General features: G+C 75.2%; 23 protein-coding genes. 5 read left to right on the forward strand and 18 right to left on the reverse strand.

Annotated features, from left to right (window positions below):
- Together BLR12_RS02605 and BLR12_RS02610 are read right to left on the reverse strand one after the other, a co-directional pair.
- Positions 1-594: an RNA polymerase sigma factor gene (locus tag BLR12_RS02605; RefSeq protein ID WP_176832310.1), complete on the reverse strand. Its 594-nt coding sequence runs from the start codon at positions 592-594 to the stop codon at positions 1-3.
- Positions 595-683: 89 nt separating this feature from the next.
- Positions 684-2,231 (reverse strand): cryptochrome/photolyase family protein, encoded by a 1,548-nt coding sequence (locus tag BLR12_RS02610; protein WP_218120510.1) that lies wholly within the window; start codon positions 2,229-2,231, stop codon positions 684-686.
- Between the two features lie 112 nt (positions 2,232-2,343).
- Here BLR12_RS02610 and BLR12_RS02615 point away from each other — a divergent pair, with 112 nt between their 5' ends.
- The 3 genes from BLR12_RS02615 (at position 2,344) to disA (ending at position 5,851) form a co-directional block, all read left to right on the forward strand.
- Positions 2,344-3,186 carry a copper chaperone PCu(A)C domain-containing protein gene (locus BLR12_RS02615; protein WP_091373041.1) on the forward strand — a complete coding sequence of 281 codons (843 nt, stop codon included), beginning with the start codon at positions 2,344-2,346 and terminating at the stop codon, positions 3,184-3,186.
- 105 nt (positions 3,187-3,291) lie between these two features.
- A complete protein-coding gene (gene radA / locus BLR12_RS02620; protein ID WP_176832311.1) occupies positions 3,292-4,656 on the forward strand; it encodes a DNA repair protein RadA in 1,365 nt (454 codons plus the stop codon).
- A 109-nt stretch (positions 4,657-4,765) separates the two neighbouring features.
- The gene (gene disA / locus BLR12_RS02625) at positions 4,766-5,851 is read left to right on the forward strand and encodes a DNA integrity scanning diadenylate cyclase DisA (RefSeq protein WP_091373048.1); all 1,086 of its coding nucleotides are present in this window, start codon (positions 4,766-4,768) and stop codon (positions 5,849-5,851) included.
- A 22-nt stretch (positions 5,852-5,873) separates the two neighbouring features.
- Here disA and BLR12_RS02630 read toward each other — a convergent pair whose 3' ends face one another.
- Entirely contained in the window at positions 5,874-6,566 is a 693-nt protein-coding gene (locus BLR12_RS02630; protein ID WP_091373051.1) for a MucR family transcriptional regulator, read from the reverse strand.
- Positions 6,567-6,642: 76 nt separating this feature from the next.
- Here BLR12_RS02630 and BLR12_RS02635 point away from each other — a divergent pair, with 76 nt between their 5' ends.
- Positions 6,643-7,542 (forward strand): HhH-GPD family protein, encoded by a 900-nt coding sequence (locus BLR12_RS02635; protein ID WP_091374260.1) that lies wholly within the window; start codon positions 6,643-6,645, stop codon positions 7,540-7,542.
- 249 nt (positions 7,543-7,791) lie between these two features.
- On the opposite strand, the gene BLR12_RS02640 is transcribed toward BLR12_RS02635, so the two are convergent.
- From BLR12_RS02640 to BLR12_RS02690, 11 genes are all read right to left on the reverse strand, one after another.
- Positions 7,792-10,320, reverse strand: coding sequence for an ATP-dependent Clp protease ATP-binding subunit (locus BLR12_RS02640; protein WP_091373054.1), 2,529 nt, complete (start codon positions 10,318-10,320; stop codon positions 7,792-7,794).
- 241 nt (positions 10,321-10,561) lie between these two features.
- Positions 10,562-10,822 (reverse strand): hypothetical protein, encoded by a 261-nt coding sequence (locus BLR12_RS02645; protein WP_255363250.1) that lies wholly within the window; start codon positions 10,820-10,822, stop codon positions 10,562-10,564.
- Positions 10,819-11,142, reverse strand: coding sequence for a hypothetical protein (locus BLR12_RS02650; RefSeq protein ID WP_091373057.1), 324 nt, complete (start codon positions 11,140-11,142; stop codon positions 10,819-10,821). Before BLR12_RS02650 ends, BLR12_RS02645 begins: the two co-directional genes overlap by 4 nt.
- Before the next feature lie 236 nt (positions 11,143-11,378).
- A complete protein-coding gene (locus tag BLR12_RS02655) occupies positions 11,379-11,732 on the reverse strand; it encodes a histone-like nucleoid-structuring protein Lsr2 (RefSeq protein WP_012946857.1) in 354 nt (117 codons plus the stop codon).
- Between the two features lie 146 nt (positions 11,733-11,878).
- Positions 11,879-13,384 (reverse strand): lysine--tRNA ligase, encoded by a 1,506-nt coding sequence (lysS, locus tag BLR12_RS02660; RefSeq protein WP_091373059.1) that lies wholly within the window; start codon positions 13,382-13,384, stop codon positions 11,879-11,881.
- A 26-nt stretch (positions 13,385-13,410) separates the two neighbouring features.
- On the reverse strand, positions 13,411-14,196 hold the full coding sequence (locus tag BLR12_RS02665; protein WP_091373062.1) for a type III pantothenate kinase: 786 nt from the start codon (positions 14,194-14,196) through the stop codon (positions 13,411-13,413).
- 3 nt (positions 14,197-14,199) lie between these two features.
- Positions 14,200-15,105 (reverse strand): carboxylating nicotinate-nucleotide diphosphorylase, encoded by a 906-nt coding sequence (gene nadC / locus BLR12_RS02670; protein WP_218120511.1) that lies wholly within the window; start codon positions 15,103-15,105, stop codon positions 14,200-14,202.
- A gap of 32 nt (positions 15,106-15,137) precedes the next feature.
- A complete protein-coding gene (locus BLR12_RS02675; RefSeq protein ID WP_091373065.1) occupies positions 15,138-16,808 on the reverse strand; it encodes an L-aspartate oxidase in 1,671 nt (556 codons plus the stop codon).
- The gene (panD, locus tag BLR12_RS02680; protein ID WP_304440638.1) at positions 16,805-17,320 is read right to left on the reverse strand and encodes an aspartate 1-decarboxylase; all 516 of its coding nucleotides are present in this window, start codon (positions 17,318-17,320) and stop codon (positions 16,805-16,807) included. Before panD ends, BLR12_RS02675 begins: the two co-directional genes overlap by 4 nt.
- A complete protein-coding gene (gene panC / locus BLR12_RS02685; protein ID WP_091373068.1) occupies positions 17,317-18,165 on the reverse strand; it encodes a pantoate--beta-alanine ligase in 849 nt (282 codons plus the stop codon). The genes panD and panC overlap by 4 nt, the downstream gene beginning before the upstream one ends.
- Positions 18,162-19,112, reverse strand: a complete 951-nt coding sequence (locus BLR12_RS02690; RefSeq protein ID WP_091373071.1) for a Rossmann-like and DUF2520 domain-containing protein — start codon at positions 19,110-19,112, stop codon at positions 18,162-18,164. Before BLR12_RS02690 ends, panC begins: the two co-directional genes overlap by 4 nt.
- A 331-nt stretch (positions 19,113-19,443) precedes the next feature.
- On the opposite strand from BLR12_RS02690, the gene BLR12_RS02695 reads away from it, so the two are divergent.
- Positions 19,444-19,851 (forward strand): hypothetical protein, encoded by a 408-nt coding sequence (locus tag BLR12_RS02695; RefSeq protein WP_255363297.1) that lies wholly within the window; start codon positions 19,444-19,446, stop codon positions 19,849-19,851.
- On the opposite strand, the gene BLR12_RS24225 is transcribed toward BLR12_RS02695, so the two are convergent.
- The 4 genes from BLR12_RS24225 to BLR12_RS02715 form a co-directional block, all read right to left on the reverse strand.
- Positions 19,794-21,020, reverse strand: a complete 1,227-nt coding sequence (locus BLR12_RS24225) for a DUF6779 domain-containing protein (RefSeq protein WP_091373075.1) — start codon at positions 21,018-21,020, stop codon at positions 19,794-19,796. The two genes, BLR12_RS02695 and BLR12_RS24225, sit on opposite strands and share 58 nt — an antisense overlap.
- A 149-nt stretch (positions 21,021-21,169) precedes the next feature.
- Positions 21,170-22,141: a glycine betaine ABC transporter substrate-binding protein gene (locus BLR12_RS02705; protein ID WP_255363251.1), complete on the reverse strand. Its 972-nt coding sequence runs from the start codon at positions 22,139-22,141 to the stop codon at positions 21,170-21,172.
- Positions 22,142-22,416: 275 nt separating this feature from the next.
- Positions 22,417-23,166: an ABC transporter permease gene (locus BLR12_RS02710; protein ID WP_255363252.1), complete on the reverse strand. Its 750-nt coding sequence runs from the start codon at positions 23,164-23,166 to the stop codon at positions 22,417-22,419.
- On the reverse strand, positions 23,145-23,867 hold the full coding sequence (locus BLR12_RS02715; RefSeq protein WP_091373081.1) for an ABC transporter permease: 723 nt from the start codon (positions 23,865-23,867) through the stop codon (positions 23,145-23,147). Before BLR12_RS02715 ends, BLR12_RS02710 begins: the two co-directional genes overlap by 22 nt.
- Positions 23,868-23,870 lie beyond the last annotated feature (3 nt).

The raw sequence follows: 23,870 nt of genomic DNA on the forward strand, positions 1-23,870 counted from the left end.
TCATCGCCGGAGGGCCGCAGAAGGGTGCGCGCCGGCCCCCACCCCTCCGGGTGAGGCCGCGTCGAGGGTGGTCCGCAGGCTGCGCAGGCCCCGCCGCTGCAGCGCCTTGACCGAGCCGACGGACCGGCCGAGGACCTGGGCGACCTGCTCCACCGTCAGGTCGGCGAGGACCCGGAGCAGCAGCACCGCCCGCTGGTCGGCCGGCAGAGTCGCGCAGAGGCGGTGCACGTCCGCGGCGCCCACCCGCACGAGGACGTCGTCCTCCACGTCGCCGCCGCGGCGCTCGTCGAGCAGCGCGTCGTCGTCGGTGACCTGCGGACGTCGTCCCCGCCGCCGCCAGTCGTCGACCAGCCGGCGGTGGGCGATGGTGAAGACCCAGGCGCGCAGGGCGTCCTCGTCGCCCCGGAAGCCCGACAGACCGGTCAGGACGCTGATGAAGGTCTCGCTGGCGAGGTCGTCGGGCTCGGCCGCACCGTGCAGCCGCAGGTAGCCGGTGACCGCCGGCGACAGGTCCCGGTAGAGCACCTCGAAGGCCCAGGCCGCCCCGGCCTGCGCCGCGGCCAGGACGTCGTCGAAGGCCGGTCCCGTCCGCACCCGCACCTCCTGCCGCCGCCGATCCCGTCGTCCCTGGGATCGGCAGCCGCCGGGCCGGACCGGACCACGGTCACCCGACCGGGTGCGGTCTAGACGGCCCCGGTGCCGCGCAGGTGCTCCTGCTCGACGACCTCCTCCAGGCCCTTGAGCCGGTCCAGGCCCTGCAGGGCCCGGCGCATCCGCTGGTTGGGCGCCAGCCGCTCGCGGTTGCGCTCGAGGAAGGCCCAGTAGCCGGCGGTGAACGGGCAGGCGTCCTCGCCCAGCCGCTTCCTCGGGTCGTACCGGCAGCCGCGGCAGTAGTCGCTCATCCGGTCGATGTAGGCGCCCCCGGACGCGTAGGGCTTGGTGGCCAGCAGCCCGCCGTCGGCGTGCTGGCTCATGCCGACGACGTTGGCGACCATCACCCAGTCGTAGCCGTCGACGAAGCTGCGGTGGAACCAGTCGGTCATGGCCAGCGGGTCGATGCCGCGCTGCAGCGCGTAGTTGCCGAGCACCATCAACCGCGGGATGTGGTGCACCCAGCCGTCCCGCCGCAGGTCGCCGAGGACGTCGGACATGCAGGCCGCGTCGACCGCGCCGTCGTCGAGGTCGGCCAGCCAGTCCGGCACCGCCTCGTGCGCGTCGAGCGCGTTGGCGTGCCGGAAGTCCCGGCCGAGGTACCAGTACAGGTGCCAGATGTAGTCGCGCCAGCCCATCACCTGGCGGACGAAGCCCTCGACGCTGTTGAGCGGCAACGGGTCGCCGTCGGCCACGGAGTCGCGGTACCGCTGCTCCGCGGCCTGCACGACCTCGACCGGGTCGAGCAGACCCAGGTTGAGCGCCGGTGAGAGCAGCGAGTGCGCCATCCAGCGCTCGCCGGCGAGCATCGCGTCCTCGTGCGGGCCGAACGCGCCGAGCCGGTGGTCGAGGAAGTCCTGCAGCCGGGTCAGCGCCTCGCCGCGGGTCACCGGGAACAACCGCGGCCCGTCGTCCCCGACGAAGGCGACGTCGCCGTCGGCCTCCCAGCGGTCGAGGTCGGCGCGCACCCGCTCGTCGATCTCGTCCTCCTCCGGCCACCACGGCTCGGGCGCCGGGGACCGCCCGTCGGACGGCGGCGGCTCCCGGTTGTCGTGGTCGAGGTTCCAGCGCCCGCCGACCGGCTCGGCGCCGTCCATCAGGACGTCGTGGCGTCGCCGGTTGTCCCGGTAGAAGTCCTCCATGAGCAGCCGCCGGCGGCCCCGGCCCCCGGCCCAGCCGGCGAACTCCTCCTGCGTGGCGACGAACCCGCGGGCGGCGAGGACGGTGAGGTCGGGACGGCGGAGGACGTGGTCGCGGCTGCTCCAGGTGGTGGGCGCGCAGACGCTCAGCGGCCCGCGCACCCGGTCCAGCGCCTCGGCGTAGGTGTGCACCTGGGAGAACGCCGCCTGCTCACCCAGCTCGGCGGCCCGGTGGCGCAGCGCCGAGAGCACCAGGTGCGCCTTCTGGCGGTGGAACCGGCGGCGCGCGAAGACCGCCCTGGACTCGATCAGCAGCACCGGCTGGTCGGGGTGGTCGAGGAAGTGCGGGCCGAGCTGGTCGGCGAAGCACCACCGCCGGGTGGCCGGTGCGCGGGCGGGGAACGCGGCCAGCGCCGGGTCGCCCGCGGCCGGTCGCGGCATGCCGGGCTCCACTGCCTCACCTCCCGGCGACCATCGTGGAGTGGGCGTTAGGCTCGGCGCGACTCGGGCCATCGACGTGCGGTGGCCGGCACGTCCCTGGAGGTCGACGGCTGTGAACCGCGCACTGCGCGCCGCCACGATGGGTGCCCTGCTGCTCAGCCCGATCGCGCTCACCGCGTGCAGCGCCGGCCAGGTCTCCCAGACGGCCACCCAGAACCGCGACAAGGTCGGCCCCGAGGCCGCGGTCGGCGACCTCACCCTGCGGGCGATCACCCTCGCGTACCCCGAGGACGGGCTGTACGAGGAGGGCGAGGACGCCGAGCTGCAGCTGGCGATCGTCAACGGCGACACCGAGGACGACACGCTGATCGGGATCGAGGGCGAGGCGTTCGACGGGGTCGTCGTGGCCGGCGAGGCCACCGCCTCCCCCGCCGTCCCGAGCTCGCCGTCCGCCGCCCCGTCGTCGACCGCACCGTCGTCGGCCCCGGCCGGGGAGACCACCGCGCCGGGGACGACTGCGGGCGAGACGCCGGCGGCCGGCACGACCGGCCCGGAGGCGGCCACGACCGGCCCGGAGGCGACCGAGCCCGCGGCGACCGCCACGCCGAGCGCGCCGGCGACGCCGACCGCGCCCGAGACCAGCACCGAGGTCGACATCCCGGTCCCCGCCGGATCGACGGTGTTCCTCGGCGGCGCCGACGGCGCGACGGTCGAGCTCGCCGACCTGTCCGAGGAGCTCACCGCCGGCCAGAGCATCGAGGTCACGCTGACCTTCGAGCGCGCCGGCGAGATCACCGTGCCGGTGCTCGTGGCCACGCCCGACGAGGTGCTGCCCCGCGAGGAGCCCTTCGACTTCCACCACGAGGAGGGCGCCGAGGAGGACTCCGAGGGCGCCGAGGACATCGCCCGCGAGGCCGAGACCGAGGCCGGTGGCGACCCCGGCGAGGGCAACTGAGGGAGGACCCGCCCTCCGCACCCTCCGCCAGCTCAGGGTGAGCCTCTGGACGGGGCCGACCTGCTCCTCCCGGGAAACGTCGTACCCGGCGGTTAACGTCGCCGCGTGCCACCTGCCGGAGTGAGGTCCCGTCCCGCCCACCGCTGCACCGAGTGCGGCTACGCCTCGGCCAAGTGGGTCGGTCGCTGCCCCGAGTGCCAGGCCTGGGGCACCATCCAGGAGGCCGGCGCCCCCGCCTCGCCGCTGCGTGCGGTGGCCGCGGGCCCGGTGACCGCCCCGGCGGTTCCCATCGCCCAGGTGGAGCTCGCCACCGCCCGTGCGGTGCCCACCGGCATCACCGAGTTCGACCGCGTCCTCGGGGGCGGCCTGGTGCCCGGCGCGGTGCTGCTGGTCGCCGGCGAGCCGGGGGTGGGCAAGTCCACCCTGCTGCTCGAGGTCGCCCACCGGGTGGCTGCGGCCAACGGTCCCGCGCTCGTCGTCAGCGGCGAGGAGTCCGCGGCCCAGGTGCGGCTGCGCGCCGAGCGGATCGGTGCCCTGCACGACCAGCTGTACCTGGCCGCGGAGACCGAGCTGTCCGCCGTCCTGGCCCACGTGGAGGACGTCGCCCCCTCGCTGCTGGTCCTCGACAGCGTGCAGACGGTGCGCTCCCCCGCCGTCGAGGGCACCGACGGCGGGGCCACGCAGGTGCGCGCCGTGGCGAGCGCGCTCACCGCGGTGGCCAAGAGCCGCGGGATGACGACGATCCTGGTCGGGCACGTCACCAAGGACGGCGCGATCGCCGGGCCCCGGACCCTCGAGCACCTCGTCGACGTCGTCGTCTCCTTCGACGGCGAGCGGCACTCGACGCTGCGGCTGGTCCGGGCGATGAAGAACCGCTTCGGGCCGGCCGACGAGATCGGCTGCTTCGAGATCGGCGACCGCGGCGTGGTCGGCGTCCCCGACGCCTCGCACCTGTTCGTGTCGCGGCGCAGCGCGCCGGTGCCGGGCAGTTGCGTCACGGTGACGCTCGAGGGCAGCCGGCCGCTGCTCGCCGAGGTGCAGGCGCTGGTGGCCGCCAGCAGCGGGGGCGGCTCGCCGCGGCGGGCGGTCAGCGGGCTGGACTCGCAGCGGGTGGCCATGGTCAACGCGGTCGTCGAGCGGCGGGGCCGGGTCAAGCTCGCCGACGCCGACGTCTTCGCCGCGTCCGTGGGTGGGGTGCGGATCGCCGAGCCCGCGGCCGACCTCGCGCTGGCGCTGTCCATCGCGTCGGCGGCCAAGGACGTACCGCTGCCCCGGGGGCTGGTCGCGGTCGGCGAGGTGGGGCTGTCCGGGGAGATCCGGCGGGTCGGCGGCACCGGCCGGCGGCTGGCCGAGGCGGCCCGCCAGGGCTACAAGGTGGCCTTCGTCCCCGAGGACGCCGGCCCCGCGCCCAAGGGGATGCGGCTGGTCGAGGTGCCCGACCTCGGCGCCGCCTTCAGCCGCCTGTTCTGACCCTCCGGCCTCACGGTCCCCGGCTGCGGTGAGGTGGCCCACCGGCGACCGCCAGTACCGTGGTGGACACGTAGGATCAGCCTCCACCACCCGAACGTCAGGAGCGCTCGTGCCCCCCGCTGTGGACTCCGAGGTCGCGCTCCGCGAACTGCTCGGCCGCATCGCACCGGGCACCGCACTGCGTGACGGCCTGGAGCGCATCCTGGCCGGGCGGACGGGCGCGCTGATCGTGCTCGGCTACGACCGCGTGGTGGAGTCGATCTGCACCGGCGGCTTCGCCCTCGACGTCGCCCTCTCGGCCACCCGGCTGCGCGAGCTGGCCAAGATGGACGGCGCGGTGATCGTCTCCTACGACGGCTCGCGGATCGTGCGGGCCGGCGTCCACCTGATGCCCGACCCGACCGTTCCCACCGAGGAGTCGGGCACCCGGCACCGCACCGCCGAGCGGGTCGCGATCCAGACCGGCTTCCCGGTGATCTCGGTGAGCCAGTCGATGCACATCATCAGCGTCTACGTCGCCGGACGGCGGTACACGCTGGAGCACCCGACGACGATCCTGGCCCGCGCGAACCAGGCGCTGGCCGCGCTGGAGCGGTACAAGCTGCGCCTCGACGAGGTGGCCAGCACGCTGTCGGCGTTGGAGATCGAGGACCTGGTCACCGTCCGCGACGCGATGAGCGTGAGCCAGCGGCTGGAGATGGTCCGCCGGATCGCCGACGAGATCGAGGGCTTCGTCGTGGAGCTCGGTACCGACGGGCGGTTGCTGGCGCTGCAGCTCGACGAGATGCTCGCCGGGGTGGAGGAGGACCGCGCGCTGCTGGTGCGCGACTACCTGCCCTCGGGTCTGCGCCGCCCCAGGGGCATCGACGAGGTGCTGGCCGACCTGCGCGCGCTCTCGGCCACCGAGCTGCTCGACCTGTCCGCGGTGGCCCGCTGCTACGGGTTGCCGACCTCCGCCGACGCGCTGGACTCCCCCGTCAGCCCCCGCGGCTACCGCCTGCTGGCCCGCGTCCCGCGGCTGCCGGCCGGGATCATCGACCGCCTGGTCGACCACTTCGGCGGCCTGCAGAAGCTGCTCGCCGCCACCATCGAGGACCTGCTGGCCGTCGAGGGCGTGGGCGAGGCCCGGGCGCGGGGCATCCGCGAGGGGCTCTCCCGGCTGGCCGAGACCTCGATCCTCGACCGCTACAGCTGAACGAGGACCCTCCTGGGTCTCCTCAGGTCAGCGTGAAGGGCACGTCCGGGCTGACCTCGGTGTCCAGCCGGCCGCGCAGCGCGTACTGACCCGGAGCCGGCGTCGTCCGGGCGGCCGTGCAGGACGGCTCGCTGGTCAGGCCGCCCCACACCAACGGGAAGGCCACCGACTCCCCCGGCGCCAGGGTGCGGGTGTCGCTGCTGGTGCCGGGGAAGCAGTCGTTGCTGCCCCAGACCCGGTTGCCGGCGGAGTCGACGAGCAGGACCTCCTGCAGGCCCGCGTCGAGGACCCGCACGCACGGCACCGGCGAGACGTTGGTGACCACCAGCTCGAACGTCGGCTTGTCACCCACCGGCGCGCTGCCGGGCGCGCGGACCTCCAGCCCGACCATCTCGTCGGTGCACGGCCCTCCGGGGGCGGGAGTCGCCGCCGCGGGCGCGGGCGCGGGCTCCGCGGACGGCTCGGGGGCCGGGGTCGGCGTCTGCACGCCGGCCAGCGACGGCAGCACTCGGGCGAGCGCCGGCGGCTCGGTGGAGGCGGCGGCGACCTCGCTCGTGGCCGCCGCGGTGGCCGTGGGTGTCGTCCCGCCCGTGCCGTCCAGCGCGGCGAACGCCAGCCAGCCCCCGCCGCCCAGCACGGCCAGCAGCAGGACCAGCACGAGCAGCCGGCGCCGCCAGTAGACCGCCGCGGGCAGGGGGCCGACCGGGTGCAGCACGCCGAGAACCGTAGTGCGGGGCGGGCCGCTGACCTGCGACGGCGCGCCGACCCGGGCAGCGGCACACTGGGATCCCGTGGACAGCCCGGCCCCCACCCTCCCGCCCCCGGACGACGGCGTCGGCGACGTCCTCGTCGACTGGTTCGCCACGGCGGCCCGCGACCTCCCGTGGCGGCGGCCCGGCACCGACCCGTGGGCCGTGCTGGTCAGCGAGGTGATGCTCCAGCAGACGCCGGTCGCCCGCGTCGAGCCGGTGTGGCGGGAGTGGCTGGCCCGCTGGCCGACCCCGGCGGCGTTAGCCGCGGCGTCCCCCGCGGAGGTCATCCGCGCCTGGGGCAAGCTCGGCTACCCGCGGCGGGCACTGCGGCTGCGGGAGACCGCGGTGGCCCTGACCGAGCGGCACGGCGGCGTCGTCCCGGCGGACGTCGCCGCGCTCGAGGCGCTGCCGGGCATCGGGACCTACACCGCCCGCGCCGTCGCCTGCTTCGGCCACGGCCGGCCGCAGCCCGTCGTCGACACCAACGTGCGGCGGGTGGTGGCCCGGCTGGTGCACGGGCGGGCCGAGGCGGCGCCGGCGCGGGCGTCCGACCTGACCGACGTCGCCGCGCTCGCGCCGGCGGACCCGGAGCGGGCGGTGCGCTTCTCGGTGGCGGTCATGGAGCTCGGTGCGCTGGTGTGCGTGGCCCGGACGCCGCGGTGCCCGGCGTGCCCGGTGCGCGCCAGCTGCGCGTGGCGGCTGGCCGGCCACCCGGCGTCCGACGGTCCGCCCCGCAGGGTGCAGAAGTTCGCCGGGACGGACCGGCAGGTGCGCGGGCGGCTGCTCGACGTCCTGCGGGCCGCTGAGGGGCCGGTGGCGGCACCGTTGCTGGACGAGGCGTGGGACGACGCCGCCCAGCGCTCGCGCTGTCTGGACTCGCTGCTCGCCGACGGCCTGGTCGAGCAGACCCGCGACGGCCGGTTCCGCCTCCCGGCGTGACCACCGACGCCTGTTCCGCGCCCTCCCGCCTCCTGTCTCCCGCGGTGTCGATCATGGGGTCGTGGGCGGCTGTCGCGGCGTGTCGGCGCGTGTCACCGGCGACAACTCCGTGATCGACACCAGAGTGGGCCAACGGCTCAGCGGTGGGACGGTCGAGGACCGCCGGCCCGCCGTCACCGTGCCCGACGACGCCGAAGGGCCCCTCCGCTCACGTGAGCGGAGGGGCCCTTCGGGCGTGCTGCTAGAGGATCACTCGGCCTGGGCCGGGGGCTCCTCGTCGCCGACCGACAGCGCGACCGGCGGGGTGTCGGGGAGGTCGATCGGCTTGGCCTCGCCGCGGAAGACGAACTTCTGCGCCGCGCCCTCCGCCTCGTCGACGTCCACCACGATGATCTGACCGGCGGTCAGCTCGCCGTAGAGGATCTTCTCCGACAGCGCGTCCTCGATCTCGCGCTGGATGGTCCGGCGCAGCGGCCGGGCACCCAGCACCGGGTCGAACCCGCGGTGCGCCAGCAACTTCTTGGCCGCCGGGGTGATCTCCAGGGCCATGTCCTTGTTGGCCAGCTGGCCCTCCACCCGGGCCACCATGAGGTCGACGATCTCGATGATCTCGTCCTCGGTGAGCTGGTGGAACACCACGATGTCGTCGATGCGGTTGAGGAACTCCGGCCGGAAGTGCTGCTTGAGCTCCTCGTTGACCTTGAGCTTCATCCGCTCGTAGTTCGACTGCGTGTCGTTGCCGACCTGGAAGCCCAGGCCCACGGCCTTGGAGATGTCCCGCGTGCCGAGGTTGGTCGTCAGGATCAGGATCGTGTTCTTGAAGTCCACGATCCGGCCCTGACCGTCGGTGAGCCGGCCGTCCTCCAGCACCTGCAGGAGCGTGTTGAACACGTCCGCGTGCGCCTTCTCGATCTCGTCGAACAGCACCACCGAGAACGGCTTGCGCCGCACCTTCTCGGTCAGCTGGCCACCCTCGTCGTAGCCGACATAGCCGGGAGGGGCACCGACCAGCCGCGAGACGGTGAAGCGGTCGTGGAACTCACCCATGTCGATCTGGATGAGCGCGTCGTCCTCACCGAACAGGAACTGGGCCAGCGCCTTGGCCAGCTCGGTCTTACCGACACCCGAGGGGCCGGCGAAGATGAACGAGCCACCGGGACGGCGCGGGTCCTTGAGGCCCGCCCGCGTGCGCCGGATCGCCTGGCTGACGCTCTTGATGGCCTCTTCCTGGCCGATGATCCGCTTGTGGAGCTCGTCCTCCATGCGCAGGAGGCGGGTGGTCTCCTCCTCGGTGAGCTTGAAGACGGGGATGCCGGTCCAGTTGGCCAGCACCTCGGCGATCTGCTCGTCGTCGACCTCGGCGACGACGTCCATGTCGCCGGCCTTCCACTGCTTCTCGCGCTCGGCCTTCTCGCCCAGGAGGGTCTTCTCCTTGTCGCGCAGCGACGCGGCCTTCTCGAAGTCCTGCGCGTCGATCGCGGACTCCTTCTCGCGGCGGATGGCCGCGATCCGGTCGTCGAACTCACGCAGGTCCGGCGGGGCGGTCATCCGCTTGATCCGCATCCGGGCGCCGGCCTCGTCGATCAGGTCGATCGCCTTGTCCGGCAGGAAGCGGTCGGAGATGTACCGGTCGGCCAGCGTCGCGGCGGCCACCAGCGCGCCGTCGGTGATGCTGATCCGGTGGTGCGCCTCGTACCGGTCGCGCAGCCCCTTGAGGATCTCGATCGTGTGGGTGAGCGTCGGCTCGCCCACCTGGATCGGCTGGAAGCGGCGCTCGAGGGCGGCGTCCTTCTCCAGGTGCTTGCGGTACTCGTCGAGCGTGGTGGCGCCGATGGTCTGCAGCTCACCGCGGGCCAGCATCGGCTTGAGGATGCTGGCGGCGTCGATCGCGCCCTCGGCGGCACCGGCACCGACGAGGGTGTGGATCTCGTCGATGAACAGGATGATGTCGCCGCGGGTGCGGATCTCCTTGAGGACCTTCTTCAGCCGCTCCTCGAAGTCACCGCGGTAGCGGGAACCGGCGACGAGCGCGCCCAGGTCGAGGGTGTAGAGCTGCTTGTCCTTCAGCGTCTCGGGGACCTCGCCCTTGACGATCGCCTGGGCCAGGCCCTCGACGACGGCGGTCTTGCCGACGCCGGGCTCGCCGATGAGGACGGGGTTGTTCTTGGTCCGCCGCGACAGGACCTGCATGACCCGCTCGATCTCCTTGGCCCGCCCGATGACCGGGTCGAGCTTGGAGTCGCGCGCGGCCTGGGTCAGGTTGCGGCCGAACTGGTCGAGCACCAGCGAGGTCGACGGGGTGCCCTCGGCCGGGCCGCCGGCCGCGGCCGGCTCCTTGCCCTGGTAGCCCGAGAGCAGCTGGATGACCTGCTGGCGGACGCGGTTGAGGTCGGCGCCCAGCTTCACCAGGACCTGGGCGGCGACGCCCTCGCCCTCGCGGATCAGGCCGAGCAGGATGTGCTCGGTGCCGATGTAGTTGTGGCCGAGCTGCAGCGCCTCGCGCAGGGACAGCTCGAGCACCTTCTTGGCGCGCGGCGTGAAGGGGATGTGCCCGGACGGGGCCTGCTGGCCCTGCCCGATGATCTCCTCCACCTGCTGGCGGACGCCCTCCAGCGAGATGCCGAGGGACTCGAGCGCCTTGGCGGCGACGCCCTCACCCTCGTGGATCAGGCCCAGGAGGATGTGCTCGGTGCCGATGTAGTTGTGGTTGAGCATCCGGGCCTCTTCCTGGGCCAGGACGACCACCCGGCGGGCTCGGTCGGTGAACCGTTCGAACATCTGCTGCTTCTCCTCTGACCGGCTGGTCCGGCACTGCCCTCCCCGTGTGGTGGGGAGGAGCACCCGACGTCCGTCGGCGCGGGGGCACCGGTCTTTCCACTGTAGTCGCGGACTCCGACCCTCCGTCGGCGCACGGCCGGGGCGGGAGGAGCGGAGCTGTCCGGTCCAACCGATGGTCGCGGACCGGTGTTCCGGGCCCGTTACGCCGACAGCGGACGGCGCGTCGCGGGCGGGTCCGCGTTCAGCAGGTCAGCGCGAGGCACACCCAGCACAGCGGCGACTCCTCGTCCCCGTCGTCCGGCCACGCCCACAGCGCCGGGTCGAGGAGGGTGACCGGGGCCAGGCACAGGGCCCGGCCGGCGACCAGTCCGGCGTCGCCGACCGCGTGCAGCCGACTGGGCGCCGTCCCGCCCCAGGGCGACCGGGGCGCCACCGCGTCCACGCCGACGGTCCAGCTGTCCTGGGTGGGAGCGAGGGGCCAGGGCCCCTCGACGGTGCTCACTCGACCACCAGCCGCACGCCCTCGGCGGCCAGCTCCTCCCCCAGGCAGGCCAGCAGCTCGCGCGCGGCGTCGTCGGCGGTGGCCAGCGGCCGGAGGTGGACGGTGACCTGCCGGTGCCCCCGCTGCTGCATGGCGACGATGCTGCCGCACAGCAGGTCCGCGGCCAGGACGTCGAGGTGTCCCCGCGCCCGGACGACGCCCCGGTGCTGGTCGAGGCTGGCGGTGAAGCTCGGGGCCTGGGGGCCCGGGTCGGCGGTCGGCCCACCGCCCGTGGGCATCCGGCTGTACCGAGCGGTGGTCTCGGCCGCGTCCTGGCTCATGGCACAACCGTCACGAGTCAGTCCGGAACACCCCAGGGTCGAAAGTCCCTGCCCGCGCCGCTGGTGACGGTGCGTCAGCGGACGACGACGGCCCGGCTCCTTCGTCGAGGGAACCGGGCCGTCGGTCAGCCGTGCGGTGGCCCCGCCGCCAACTCACGAGTGGCGGGGCCCCGGGCGGCCCTCCTGCAGGGCCCCGCCGCGAGCCTGCGAGTGGCGGGGGGCGGGAGGGTCCTTCGTCAGTGCGCGGCCTCGTAGGCCTCGACGACGCTGGCCGGGATGCGCCCGCGGTCGCTGACCGCGTGGCCGTTCTTCCGCGCCCAGTCACGGATCGCGCCGGCCTGCTCGCGGTCCATGCGGCCGCCGCCACCGGTGGCCCGCGACCGGCCACCGCCGGAGGCCCGGCCGCCGCCGCGGCCGACCTTGCGCGCGGCCTGCACGTAGCGGGAGAAGGCGTCGCGCAACTCCTGCGCGTTCTTCTCCGACAGGTCGATCTCGTAGTTCGTGCCGTCGAGCGAGAAACTCACCGTCTCGTCCGCGGGGACGTTCTCGTCGAGGTCGTCGCTGAGGATGACCTGCACCTTGCGCGCCATTCGCGTTCTCCACTCCCATGCGTTCCGGAGAACAGGGCCTCTTGCCCCGACCCGGAGTCGTTCTCTTCCGTCGCCGAGACCATAGACCATTTCCGCTCGAGGAGAACACCACCGGCACAATGGGGTGAGAAAGGGCACCCGGCAGTTCAGCTGGACAGTGGCCGCACCAACGGGAAGAGGATGGTCTCCCGGATGCCCAATCCGGTGAGCGTCATCATCAGGCGGTCCATGCCCATCCCCATCCCACCGGTGGGCGGCATGCCGTACTCCAGCGCCTCGAGGAAGTCCTCGTCGAAGGCCATGGCCTCGGGGTCGCCCTTCGCCGCGAGCACGGCCTGGGCGACCAGGCGCTCGCGCTGCGCGACCGGGTCGACCAGCTCGGAGTATGCGGTGGCCCGCTCGACACCGGCGATGTACAGGTCCCACTTCTCGGCGAGCCCCGGCTGCGACCGGTGCGCGCGGGTGAGCGGCGAGGTGTCCACCGGGTAGTCGACGACGAAGGTCGGCTCCTGCAGCGAGTCCTGGACCAGCGCCTCGAACAACTCCTCGACGACCTTGCCCGGCACCCACGCCGGGTCCACGCCCACGTCGTGCCGCTCGGCGAGCGCGCGCAGCGTCTCCACCGGCGTCTGCGGGGTGACCGCCTCGCCGACGGCGTCGGAGACCAGGGTGTAGAGCGGCACCTGCCGCCACTCCCCCGACAGGTCGATCTCGGTGCCGTCGTTGTGCCGCGCCACGTGGTCGCCGAACAGCGCGGCGCAGCACTCCTGCGTCAATTCGCGGGTGAGCGTCGCCATCACCTGGTAGTCGGCATAGGCCTGGTAGGTCTCCAGCATCGCGAACTCCGGCGAGTGGGTGCTGTCGGCACCCTCGTTGCGGAAGTTCCGGTTGATCTCGAAGACCCGCTCCAGCCCGCCGACGATGCACCGCTTCAGGAACAGCTCCGGCGCGATGCGCAGGTACAGGTCGAGGTCGAATGCGTTCATGTGCGTGCGGAACGGCCGCGCCGCCGCGCCCCCGTGCACCGTCTGCAGCATCGGCGTCTCGACCTCGAGGTAACCGCGGGCACCCAGTTCCCGGCGCAGCGTCGACATGACCGTCGCGCGCTGGCGGACGGTGCGGCGGGCCTCGTCCCGGACGATCAGGTCGACGTAGCGCCGCCGGACCCGCAGCTCCTCGCTCATCGGCTTGTGCGCCACCGGCAGCGGGCGCAGCGCCTTGGCGGTCAGCTGCCAGGAGTCGGCGAACACCGACAGCTCGCCGCGCCGCGACGTCCCGACCTCGCCCTCGACGAAGACGTGGTCACCGAGGTCGACGTCGGCCTTCCAGGCGGCCAGGGACTCCTCGCCCACCCGGTCCAGGGAGAGCATGACCTGCAGCTCGGCGTCCCCCTCGCGCAGCGTGGCGAAGCACAGCTTGCCGGTGTTGCGCACGAAGATGACCCGCCCGGTGACGCCGACCCGCTCGCCGGTCGTCGTGTCCGGCTCCAGGTCGGGGTGCTTCTCGCGCACCTCGGCCAGCGTGGTCGTGCGGGCGACGGCGACCGGGTAGGGGTCGACGCCGGCCTCGCGCATCCGGTCCAGCTTCGCCCGGCGCACCCGGAGCTGTTCGGGCAGTTCGTCGTCCGGCGGGCCAGGGGGTAGTCCACTCACGGGGCGCGAGCCTACGGGCAGGCCGCTCAGCGACCCTGCTGTCGCTCGAAGGCCAGCCGCAGGCCGTGCACGGTGAGGTCGGGCTCCCGCTCGGCGATCGTCCGGCAACTGTCGGCTACCAGCGGCGCGAGGCCCCCGGTGGCGACGACGACCGGCGCGGCGCCGAACTGGGCGACCAGCTCCGCGGCGATCCGGCCCACCAGCCCGTCGACCAGCCCGGCGAAGCCCAGCACCAGGCCCGACTGCAGTGCCGCGACGGTGTTCTTGCCGATCGCCTGCGCCGGCACGGTCAGCTCGACCGAGCGCAACTGGGCGGCACGGGTGGCCAGCGCCTCCAGGCTGACCTCCACGCCGGGGGCCAGGGCGCCGCCGAGGAACTGCCCGTCGGGGCCGACGGCGTCGACGTTGGTCGAGGTGCCGAAGTCCACGACGACGACCGGCCGCCCGCGCCCACCGGGACCGCGGCCGAACATCTCGTGCGCGGCCAGCGCGGTGACCACCCGGTCGGCGCCGACCTCGCGCGGGTTGTCCACGTGCAGCGGGACGCCGGTCCGCACGCCCGGGCCGATGAGGACGACCGGCACCTCCAGGGAGTCCAGCAGCGCGCGCAGGGCGGGCAGCAGCGCGGGCACCGTCGAGCACGCCGACACCCCGGTCACCTCGGTGTCGCGCAGCAGCCCGCGCCAGACCATCCGCAGCTCGTCGGAGGTGGCGCGGGGCGCGGTCGTCACCCGCCAGGAGTCCACCCGCCGCGCGCCGTCGAAGGTGGCCAGCACGGTCTGGCTGTTGCCGACGTCGACGGTCAGCAGCACCGGTCAGCCCGCCCGCAGGTCGAGGGCGAGGTCGAGGATCGGCGCGGAGTGCGTCAGCCCGCCGACCGACAGGTAGTCCACGCCGGTCTCGGCCACCGCCCGGGCCACCTCCAGGGTCAGCCCCCCGGTGGCCTCCAGCTCCGCCCGGCCGCCGACCAGCGCGACGACCTCGCGCAGGACGTCGGGCGGCATGTTGTCGCAGAGCAGGAAGTCCGCCCCGGCCTCGACCGCCTCCACCGCCTGCGCGGGCAGGTCGACCTCCACCTGCACGGTCACCCGGGGCGCCCGCTCGCGCACCGCGGCGACGGCGGCGGCCACCGAGCCCGCGGCGGCGACGTGGTTGTCCTTGACCATGGCGACGTCGTACAGGCCCATGCGCTTGTTCGACCCGCCGCCGCACCGGACGGCGTACTTCTCCAGCGGCCGCAGCCCCGGCGTGGTCTTGCGGGTGTCCAGGACGACCGCGCCGGTGCCCTGCACGGCGTCCACCCAGCGGCGGGTCAGCGTGGCGATGCCGCTGGCCCGGCTGGCGACGTTCAGCGCGCTGCGCTCGGCGGCCAGCAGCGCCCGCACCGGACCGCGGACGGTCAGCAGCACGTCGCCGCGGGCCACCCGGTCGCCGTCGGCCGCACTCGCGGTGAGGGTGGCGCCGGGGGCCAGCCGGGTGAAGACGCGTGCGGCGACCGGCAGGCCGGCGACCACGCCGTCCGCCCGGGCCACGAGGTCGGCGGTGCCGAGCCGGGCGGCCGGCACGGTGGCCGCGCTGGTGACGTCGTAGGTGACGGCGAGGTCGGGGGCGCTGGGCAGCGGGGCGCCCCCGGTGAGGTCCTCGGCCAGCGTGCGCTCGACCAGCTCGGCCACCCACGCCTCGTCCAACCCGGTCCCCTCCAGCGAGCGCGGGTCGCCCACCGTCCCACCGGGAGGTGAGCTCGCACGCCCGCTCACCAGCCCCTCACCGCCGGCGTCCCCACCGGGCGGGGGGTGACCCGCAGGGAGCCGTCCTCGCCGAGCCGCACGTCCAGGTGCACCCGCCAGTCCTCCTCGGTCTCGGGATGGTCCTCGCGCCAGTGGCAGCCGCGGGTCTCCTCGCGGGCCGCGGCCACGGTGGCCAGGGCGCTCGCGACGGTGAGCAGGTCGGTGGCCTCCCAGCCGGCCACGCCCGGCGTGACGTCCGGCCCGAGACCGGCGGCCAGGGCGGCCAGCCGGCCGGTGGCCGCGGCGAGCCCGGCACCGCTGCGCAGCGCCCCGACCCGGGCCGACATGGTCTCGGTGACCACGCGGCGCCCTGCGGGGTCCAGCAGACCGGACGGCGCCGCCTCGGCCGTCACCGCCGGGGACGACGCGGGCAGTCGCCCGGCGAGCTCGGCGCCGATGCGGGCGGCGAAGACCAGCCCCTCGAGCAGCGAGTTCGACGCCAGCCGGTTGGCCCCGTGGACGCCCGTGCAGGCCACCTCGCCGCAGGCGTAGAGCCCGGGCACCGTCGTCCGCCCGGTCAGGTCGGTGACCAGCCCACCGGAGGCGTAGTGCGCCGCCGGGGTGACCGGCACCAGCTCGCCCACCGGGTCGATGCCGGCCGCACGGCAGCTGGCCACGATGGTCGGGAACCGCGCGGTCAGGTCCGGCACCGCGCGCGCGTCGAGCCACACGTGGTCGACCCCGTCGCGCAGCTGCACCCGGGTGATCGCCTTCGCGACCACGTCCCGCGGCGCGAGCTCGGCGAGCGGGTGGACGCCCAGCATGAAGCGCTCCCCCACCCCGTCGCGCAGCACCGCGCCCTCGCCCCGCAGCGCCTCGCTGACCAGCGGCTGCTGGCCGCGCGCGCCCGGGCCCAGGTACAGCGCCGTCGGGTGGAACTGGACGAACTCCAGGTCGGTCGCGACCGCCCCGGCGCGCAGGCCGAGGGCGACGCCGTCCCCGGTGGACACCGACGGGTTGGTGGTCGCGGCGTAGACCTGGCCCATGCCGCCGGTGGCCAGCACGACCGCGCGGGCCCGCACCGCGCCGACGCCGTCCGCACTGCCCTCGCCGAGCACGTGCAGGGTCACCCCGGCGGCGCGGCCGTCGGCGTCGGTGAGCAGGTCGAGCACCATCGCGTGCTCGACGAGGGTGACGCCGGGGTCGGCGCGCACGGCGTCCTGCAGCGCCCGCTGCACCTCCGAGCCCGTGGCGTCGCCGCCGGCGTGCACGATGCGGTCGGCGGAGTGCCCGCCCTCGCGGGTGAGCAGCAGCCGGCCGGCCGGGTCGCGGTCGAAGGCCGCCCCCCAGTCGATCAGCTGGCGCAGCCGGCCGGGGCCCTCGTGCACGAGCACCGACACCGCGTCGGTCTCGCACAGCCCGACGCCGGCGACCTCGGTGTCGCGGGCGTGCGCCTCGGGGGTGTCGGCCGGGTCGAGGACGGCGGCGATCCCGCCCTGCGCCCAGCGGGTCGACCCGTCGTCCACCCGCACCTTGGTGACGACGGCGACCGACAGCCCCGCCGCCCGCGCGTGCAGGGCCACGCACAGCCCGGCGATCCCGGAGCCGACCACGCAGACGTCGGCGGACAGCTCCCAGCCGGGCGCCGGGGCGGCCAGCCGGGTGGGCAGGCCGGTGACGGGCGCCGCCAGCGTCACCGGACCGGGACGCCGAGCGGCAGGACCTCGTCCTCCCCTCCGCTCGCACGCTCGCGAGGGAACCCGGGACGAGGCCGCGGCTCGACCGTGGCCGGCGATGCCGCCAGCGGACTCCGCTCGTGGTCGGTGGCGCCGGGCACCGGCGCGGAGGGGTCGCCACCGAGCTCGACGACCCGGTTGGCGCCGTCGACGTGCACGACCCTGGGGATGTGGGACTTCGCCTCGGTCTCGTCCATGAGGCCGTAGCTGATCAGGATGACCAGGTCGCCCGGGTGCACCAGGTGCGCGGCGGCGCCGTTGATGCCGATGACACCGCTGCCCCGCTCGCCGGGGATGACGTAGGTCTCCAGCCGCGCGCCGTTGGTGACGTCGACGATCGCGACCTGCTCGCCGGGGATCAGGTCGGCGGCGTCGAGGAGGTCCTCGTCGATCGTCACCGAGCCGACGTAGTGCAGGTCGGCCTGGGTGACCGTCGCACGGTGGATCTTGGACTTGAGCATCGTGCGCATCATCGCGGGTCTCCCAGCTGGATCTCGGTGTTGTCGATGAGTCGGGTGCTGCCGGCGCGGGCGGCGACCAGCAGGCGGGCGGGGCCGGCGGTGGGCGCCGGGCCGAGGTCGGGGCCGGTCAGCTCGAGGTAGTCGAGGACCAGCTCGGGGGCGCCGGCCAGCACCTCGCGGGCCGCGGTGAGTACGGCCCGGGCGCCGTGCGGCCCGGCGTCCGCCCCGGCCCGCAGCGCGCGGTACAGCGTGGCAGCGGTGGCCCGCTGCTCCGGCGAGAGGTAGCGGTTGCGGGAGGACAGCGCCATGCCGTCGCCCTCGCGGACGGTGGGCACGCCGACGACCTCGACGCCCAGGGCCAGCTCGCGGGACATCGCCCGGATGAGGGTGAGCTGCTGGTAGTCCTTCTCGCCGAACAGCGCGAGGTCGGGGCGGACCAGGCCGAAGAGCTTGGCCACGACGGTGAGCACGCCGGCGAAGTGCCCGGGGCGGACGGCGCCCTCGAGGACGTCGCCCAGCGGCCCGGGGTGGACGGTCACGCCGGCCGCGCCCGGGGGGTAGACCTCGTCGACCGGCGGGTGGAAGACGACGTCGGCGCCCTCGTCGGCCAGCGCGGCCAGGTCGGCGTCCCAGGTGCGCGGGTAGCGGTCGAAGTCCTCGCCCGGGCCGAACTGGGTCGGGTTGACGAACACCGAGACGACGACGCTGCCGGCGCGGCCGCGGCCGGCGCGGACCAGCGCGCGGTGGCCCTCGTGCAGGGCGCCCATCGTGGGCACCAGGGCGACCGGGCCGGGCAGCTCGGCGACCAGCTCGCGCAGGTCGGCGGCGGTCTCGGCGACCACGGGACGGGTGCTCACCGGGAGCCCAGTGGGTCGCCGTCGCGCGCGCTCTCCAGCAGCTCGACCAGCGGGGCGCCCTCGTGCCGCTTGAGCCGGCCGGTGGCCAGGGCGCGCTCGGTGGTGCGGTGGGCCAGCGCGACGTAGGCAGCGACCGAGTCGGGCGCCCGCTCGGCCAGGGTGTCCAGGTGCCGGCGGACGGTGCCGACGTCCCCCCGGCTGACCGGGCCGGTGAGCCCGCGGTCGCCCCGGCGCAGGCCGTTGTCCAGCGCCGCGGTGAGCAGCGGGGCGAGCACCCGGCCCGGCTCGGCGACGCCGGCGGTGCGCAGCAGGTCCGCGGCCTCGGCGACCAGCGTGACCAGGTGGTTGGCGCCGGTGACCAGCGCGGCGTGGTACAGCCCGCGGTCGGCCTCGGCGACGAAGAACGGCTCGCCGCCCATCTCCAGGACCAGGGTCTCGGCGACCGGACGGTGCTCGGGAGCGCTGGTGACGCCGAAGGGGGCGCCGGTGAGCCGGTCGGCGTCCTCGGGCGCGCCGGTGAAGGTCATGGCCGGGTGCAGCGCCAGCGGCAGGACGCCGGCCCGCGCGGCGGGGGCGAGCACGGCCAGGCCGTGCGCCCCGGAGGTGTGGAAGGCCAGTTGACCGGCCCGCCAGACCCCGGTCCCGGCCAGGCCGGAGACCAGCCCGGCCAGGCTGTCGTCGGGGACGGCGAGCACCACCAGGTCCGCGGCGGCCACGACCTGGTCGGTGGGCAGCAGCGGGACGTCGGGCAGCAGGCGGGCGGCGCGCTCGGCGGAGGCGGTGGAGAGGCCGGCGGCGGCGACCACGTCGTGGCCGGCGGCGGCGAGGGCGGCGCCGAGGACGGCGCCGACGCGCCCGGCGCCGACGATGCCGACGCGGAGGCGGGCGGGGGCGGAGGCGGCCGGGGGGAGACCGGCAGCGCGGGGCGTCCTGCGGGCAGCAGGCATCGGTGCACCTCTCGTTCCAGTCCCTCGCGGGTACCGGACTCGTGGTCCGCGGGCTCCGCCGCCGGAGCCCGTCGGGTGTTGCGGTCCTGCGGTGGTGCCGGCGCGGGCCCCGCTGCGACCTGAGGTGTCACGCGGATGACGCGCCGAAGGCGAGTGTGTGACCGGTTCCCGGCGCGTGCAACGCCCCGGCCCTGTGGTGTGTCTCACTCCGACGCCACCTACGGTGTCCGACGCACCGGCACGGACGGCACGGGTGGGCGCCCTCGAGGGGCGGACGGCGCTGGTCACCGGCACGAGCCGCCGCATCGGCCTGGCGATCGCGCACAGCCTGGTGGCGCGCGGCGCGGGCGTCGTCGTCACCGGCCGCGAGCCGGACGCCCTGGCGGAGGCGGTGACGGCGCTGGGCGGCCCGGGCGTCACCGGCAACGCGGGGGACGGCGAGCACCGGGCGGTGGCCGTGCGGACAGCCCTGGAGACCTTCGGCAGCCTGGGAGATGCTGGTCGGCGACGTCGGGATCACCCCGGTCCACGGCCCGCTGGTCGGCCGGGGCGCTCTACGAGGGCCGGGAGGCCGAGGTCGCGGCCTACCTGCTCGGGGACGGCGCCGGCTGGGTCACCGGCCAGACGCTGGTGCTCGACGGCGGCGCGCTGTCCCGCGGCCCCGTCTCGGCGAGGGCCCGTTCAGCTCCGCCCCAGCACCCGTGACAGGACGTCGTCGGTCTCGTCGTCCTCCCGGTAGCGGCGCCGGCGCCGGCCGCCGGACGGCGGGGTGAGCCCGCTCTCGGCGATCAGCTCGGCCAGCCGCGTCGCCGGCTGCTCCTCGGCCGGCGCGGGCGGCGCCGTGAGGGCAGGCGCCGGAGCCGGGGCGACGGGGGGCGCCGGTCGCGGGGGGACGGGCGGCACCGGTCGTGGGGGGACGGGCGGGCGCTCCCGCCGGGCGACCGGTCGCTCGGTGGTCAGCAGCTCGTCGGGCGCCGGCGGAGCCACCGGGGCCGCGGGGTCGGTGCGCCGGCGGCCGTGCCCGGGCTCGGCCGAGGGGGCGGGCGGTTCGTCGAGCAGGGACCGGTGGGCCAGCCAGTCCAGCGGGGCCGGCGGCGGCGGGGCCGGCTCCGGTTCGACGCGGTCCCCCGGCCGGCGCGTCCCGGCGACCGTGTCGTCGGCTCGCACGGCCGGCCAGGCAGCGGTCGGGTCGGGTCCGTCCCAGCTGCCGGCGCCGACGGCCGGGGTCGTGCGGGTCGACTGGGTGCGCAGCAGGACCCGCTCGACGAGCATCTCGCTGGAGAGCTGCTCGGCCAGCTCGGTCCGCAGCCGGCCGACGTCGGCGCGCAGCTCGGCCAGCGGGGTCAAATCGATGCCGGCCAGCGTGCTGCGCAGCTCGGCGAGGCCGGCGAGGTCGCGCCGCAGCCCGGCCACCTCGGCCACCTCGCGGCGCAGCTCGGCCACCTGGCCCAGCTCCCGCCGCAGCTCGGTGACCTGCGCGAGCTCGGCGCGCAGCCCGTCGAGCTCGGCCCGCATCGACTGCTCGGCGGTGCGCCGCAGGTCGTTCTCCACCCGCAGCTCGTGCTCGCGGCGGGCCGCGACCTCGCGCTCCAGTTCCAGCTCGTAGGCCACCCGCAGGTCGGCCTCGCGCTCGGCGGCCGCCCGCTCGTGCTCGGCCAGCGTCCCGCCGTCCACGTCGGTGCCGCGCGCGCCCGGCCTGGACCCGACCAGCAGGGCCAGCACGAACGCCCAGGCCGCGGCGACGACCGCCAGCCGCAGCACCTGCGGGTCCTCGGTCAGGAAGACGACGACGGTGGCGGCCACCGCCAGGACCGACCCGGCAGCCAGGCCCACCGTGCGCAGCTGCGGGGACCCCGGGCCGGTCACCGGGGAGCCGTGCGCCGACGCCTCGATCCGCTTCCCCCGCATCCGCTCAGCGTAACGGCGCGGAGGCCCGCGATCACGGAACGCAGGGTCGAGCCACCGCACAGCCGCGAGCCCGGTGACGTGCTGGAACGGCCTCCCTGCAGGGTCCCGCCCCGAGCCTGCGAGGGGTGGGGGGCAGGGAGGTCCTTCTCCTACTGGGCCAGGGCCCCGTCGGAGCTGAAGACCAGGCCGATGGAGATCTCGCCCTGCTGCAGCGCCGCCTTGGTCAGCGGGCCGCCGGCGTCCAGCTCGCGGAAGCTCTCGAACTGCAGGCCGTAGGTCTCCTCGAGGCCGGGCTGGCAGAACGGCCGGTCCGGGCACTCCGTCGGCCCGCCCAGGACCAGCGAGCCGTCACCGCAGGCGTCGGCGAGCTCGGACAGCGTCGAGACGCCCACCTGGTCGGCGAAGGCCCGGGTGACGGCGAAGGCGTTCTGGTCCGCGGCCTCCGACGGCTCGCCGAACACCAGCCCGGCCTGCTCGGCCAGCGGCTGCAGCGCGCTCACCGTCTCCTGCACGTCACCGCTGGCGACCGGCTCGGCGTCGGAGCCGTTGACCTGCCGGTTGAGGAACTCCGTCGCCGTCGACAGGTACTCGGGGAAGACCTGGAGCTCCGAGCCGGAGATGAGCGCCGGCAGGTAGAGCTCGCGGTTGCCGACCTCGCGGACCGAGGCGTCGAAGCCGGCGGCACGGAGGACGTCGGCGTAGACGTTCGCCAGGATCGTCGACTCGGTGAAGTTCGCGCCGCCGACCACCACCGGGCCGCTGCCCTGCTCGAGGGCGGCGGTGTCGACGTTCTCCTCGACCCAGGTCGCGGCGACGTCCTCGGCGCTCTGCCGCTCCAGGTCCACCGCGGCGTTGAGCTCGATGAGCTCCTGGGTGGTCAGGGCTGCCGAGACCGCGTCGAGCGCGGGCAGCAGCGCGGGGTTGGCCTGCGCGGTGGCCAGGTTGACCGCCGGGACGATGTTGTCGGCGTTCTGCAGCTGCTGGTCGTCCTCGAGCACGACCAGCTGCTCACCGGCCACGGGGGCGCAGGTGTCCCCGGACGCGCTGGTGCCCGCGGCCTGGCCGCCACCGGTGCCCGAGGAGCCGGACTCGCCACAGGCGGTGAGCAGGACCCCCGCCACGGCGAGGGGGAGGAGTGTGCGTGCACGAGTGCGCATGTGGCCCGCCTTCTGTGTCCCGCGCGGCCGACGGCCGCGGCGCGTGTCTGGCGGGGATCGCCCCGCGCCGCCATGCAACCGTGCGCGGCACGGTCGGGCCACGCCGACGGCTCAGGTGTTGCCCGGTTGTTACGTGAGGCCCCTCTGCAGGTAGCAGGACCTCGCCCCTCCCAGCCCTCGCACGCTCGCGCTGAGCCCCCGGGCGAGGCCGACCTGCGGCGGGGGGCGGAGGGGTCCTCCTACAGCGGGACGCCGGAGGAGGTCGGCTCGGGCTCCCCCGCCCGCTCGGTGCGCACGCGGCGCACCGGCCACCGGCGCGGGCCGGGGGTCACCGCCGCCGAGAGGACCACCAGGAGCAGCTCGGTGAGCAGCGCCAGGGCGGCCACCAGGACGGCGCCGGCGAGCATCGTGCCGTGGTCCTGCTGGCCGAAGCCGAGGTTGATGATCCGGCCGAGCGTCCCCCCGCCGACCAGCGCGGCCAGGGTCGCGGTCGCGACGACCTGCACCGCCGCCGTCCGCACGCCGGTCGTCACCAGGGGCAGCGCCAGGGGGAACTCCACCCGGGTGAGCATCTGGCGGGAGCTCATCCCCATCGCCCGGGCGGCCTCGCGCACGTCGCGGTCGACCTCCCGGAAGCCGACGAAGGTGTTGGTGACCATCGGGGGGACGGCGAAGGCCGCCAGCGCGAGGACCGTGCCGGTCTCGCTGAACCCCAGCGGGGTCACCGCGAGGACCGTGAGCAGCGCCAGCGTCGGCACGGCCCGGCTGACGTTGGACAGCACGACGATCGCTCCGGCGCCCCCGCCGCTGCGGCCCAGCAGGACCCCGATCGGGATGGCCAGGACGGCGGCGAGCAGCACGGCGAGCGCGGAGATCCGCAGGTGCTGGACCAGCAGGTCGAGGATGCCGCCGGTCCGGGTCCAGTTGAACGGGTCGTTGAGGTAGACCAGCGCGTCGCCGAAGGCGGTCACCGGGCCGCCCGCGTCCACGGGGTCAGCACCCGCTCCAGCCCGGCCAGCAGCACGTCGGCGGCCAGCGCGAGCAGCACGCAGCCGACCGCGCCGGTGACGATCTCGGCCCGGTAGAAGTTCGAGTTGAACCCCCCGACGATCAGCTGCCCGAGCCCGCCGTTCCCGGTGATGACCCCGACGGTGACCAGGGCGACGGTGGAGACGGTGGCGATCCGCAGCCCGGCCATGAACGTGGGCAGGGCCAGCGGCAGGTCGACCCGCAGGAACAGCCGGGCCCGGTTGTAGCCCATGCCGCGGGCGGCCTCGCGCACGTCGGCCGGCACGCCCTGCAGCCCGGCCAGGAAGGCCCGCACCAGGATCACCAGGGTGTAGAGGGTCAGCCCGATGAGCACCGTGACCGGCGAGAGCGACCCGGTGAACGGTGCGAGGAAGCCGAACATCGCCAGGGACGGGATCGTGTAGACGACCGAGCTCAGGCCGAGGACGGGGCCGGCCAGCAGCCGGGCACGGCGGGCGATCAGGGCCAGCGGCAGCGCGATCAGCGCGCCGAGCAGCACCGCTCCCACGGTGAGCCTGACGTGCTGGCCCAGGTAGCCCACAATGGAGTCCCAGTTCTCGGTCACGTACGACGGGTCGAACCAGGGGTTCGGCGCCTCGTCCGCGGCGAGCACCCCGGCCGCCGGGTCGCTCGCCGCGCTCAGCGCACCCAGGGAGGCCACGCC

Source organism: Geodermatophilus sp. DSM 45219 (genome assembly GCF_900104025.1).
Lineage (GTDB): Bacteria > Actinomycetota > Actinomycetes > Mycobacteriales > Geodermatophilaceae > Geodermatophilus.

What these genes read in the sequence shown, in the direction of transcription:
- BLR12_RS02610 (WP_218120510.1), bottom strand. Translation starts at nt 2,231, where the DNA reads ATGCCGCGACCGGCCGCGGGCGACCCGGCGCTGGCCGCGTTCCCCGCC.
- BLR12_RS02640 (WP_091373054.1), bottom strand. Translation starts at nt 10,320, where the DNA reads ATGTTCGAACGGTTCACCGACCGAGCCCGCCGGGTGGTCGTCCTGGCC.
- BLR12_RS02650 (WP_091373057.1), bottom strand. Translation starts at nt 11,142, where the DNA reads ATGAGCCAGGACGCGGCCGAGACCACCGCTCGGTACAGCCGGATGCCC.
- BLR12_RS02655 (WP_012946857.1), bottom strand. Translation starts at nt 11,732, where the DNA reads ATGGCGCGCAAGGTGCAGGTCATCCTCAGCGACGACCTCGACGAGAAC.
- panD (WP_304440638.1), bottom strand. Translation starts at nt 17,320, where the DNA reads ATGATGCGCACGATGCTCAAGTCCAAGATCCACCGTGCGACGGTCACC.
- BLR12_RS02690 (WP_091373071.1), bottom strand. Translation starts at nt 19,112, where the DNA reads ATGCCTGCTGCCCGCAGGACGCCCCGCGCTGCCGGTCTCCCCCCGGCC.
- BLR12_RS24225 (WP_091373075.1), bottom strand. Translation starts at nt 21,020, where the DNA reads ATGCGGGGGAAGCGGATCGAGGCGTCGGCGCACGGCTCCCCGGTGACC.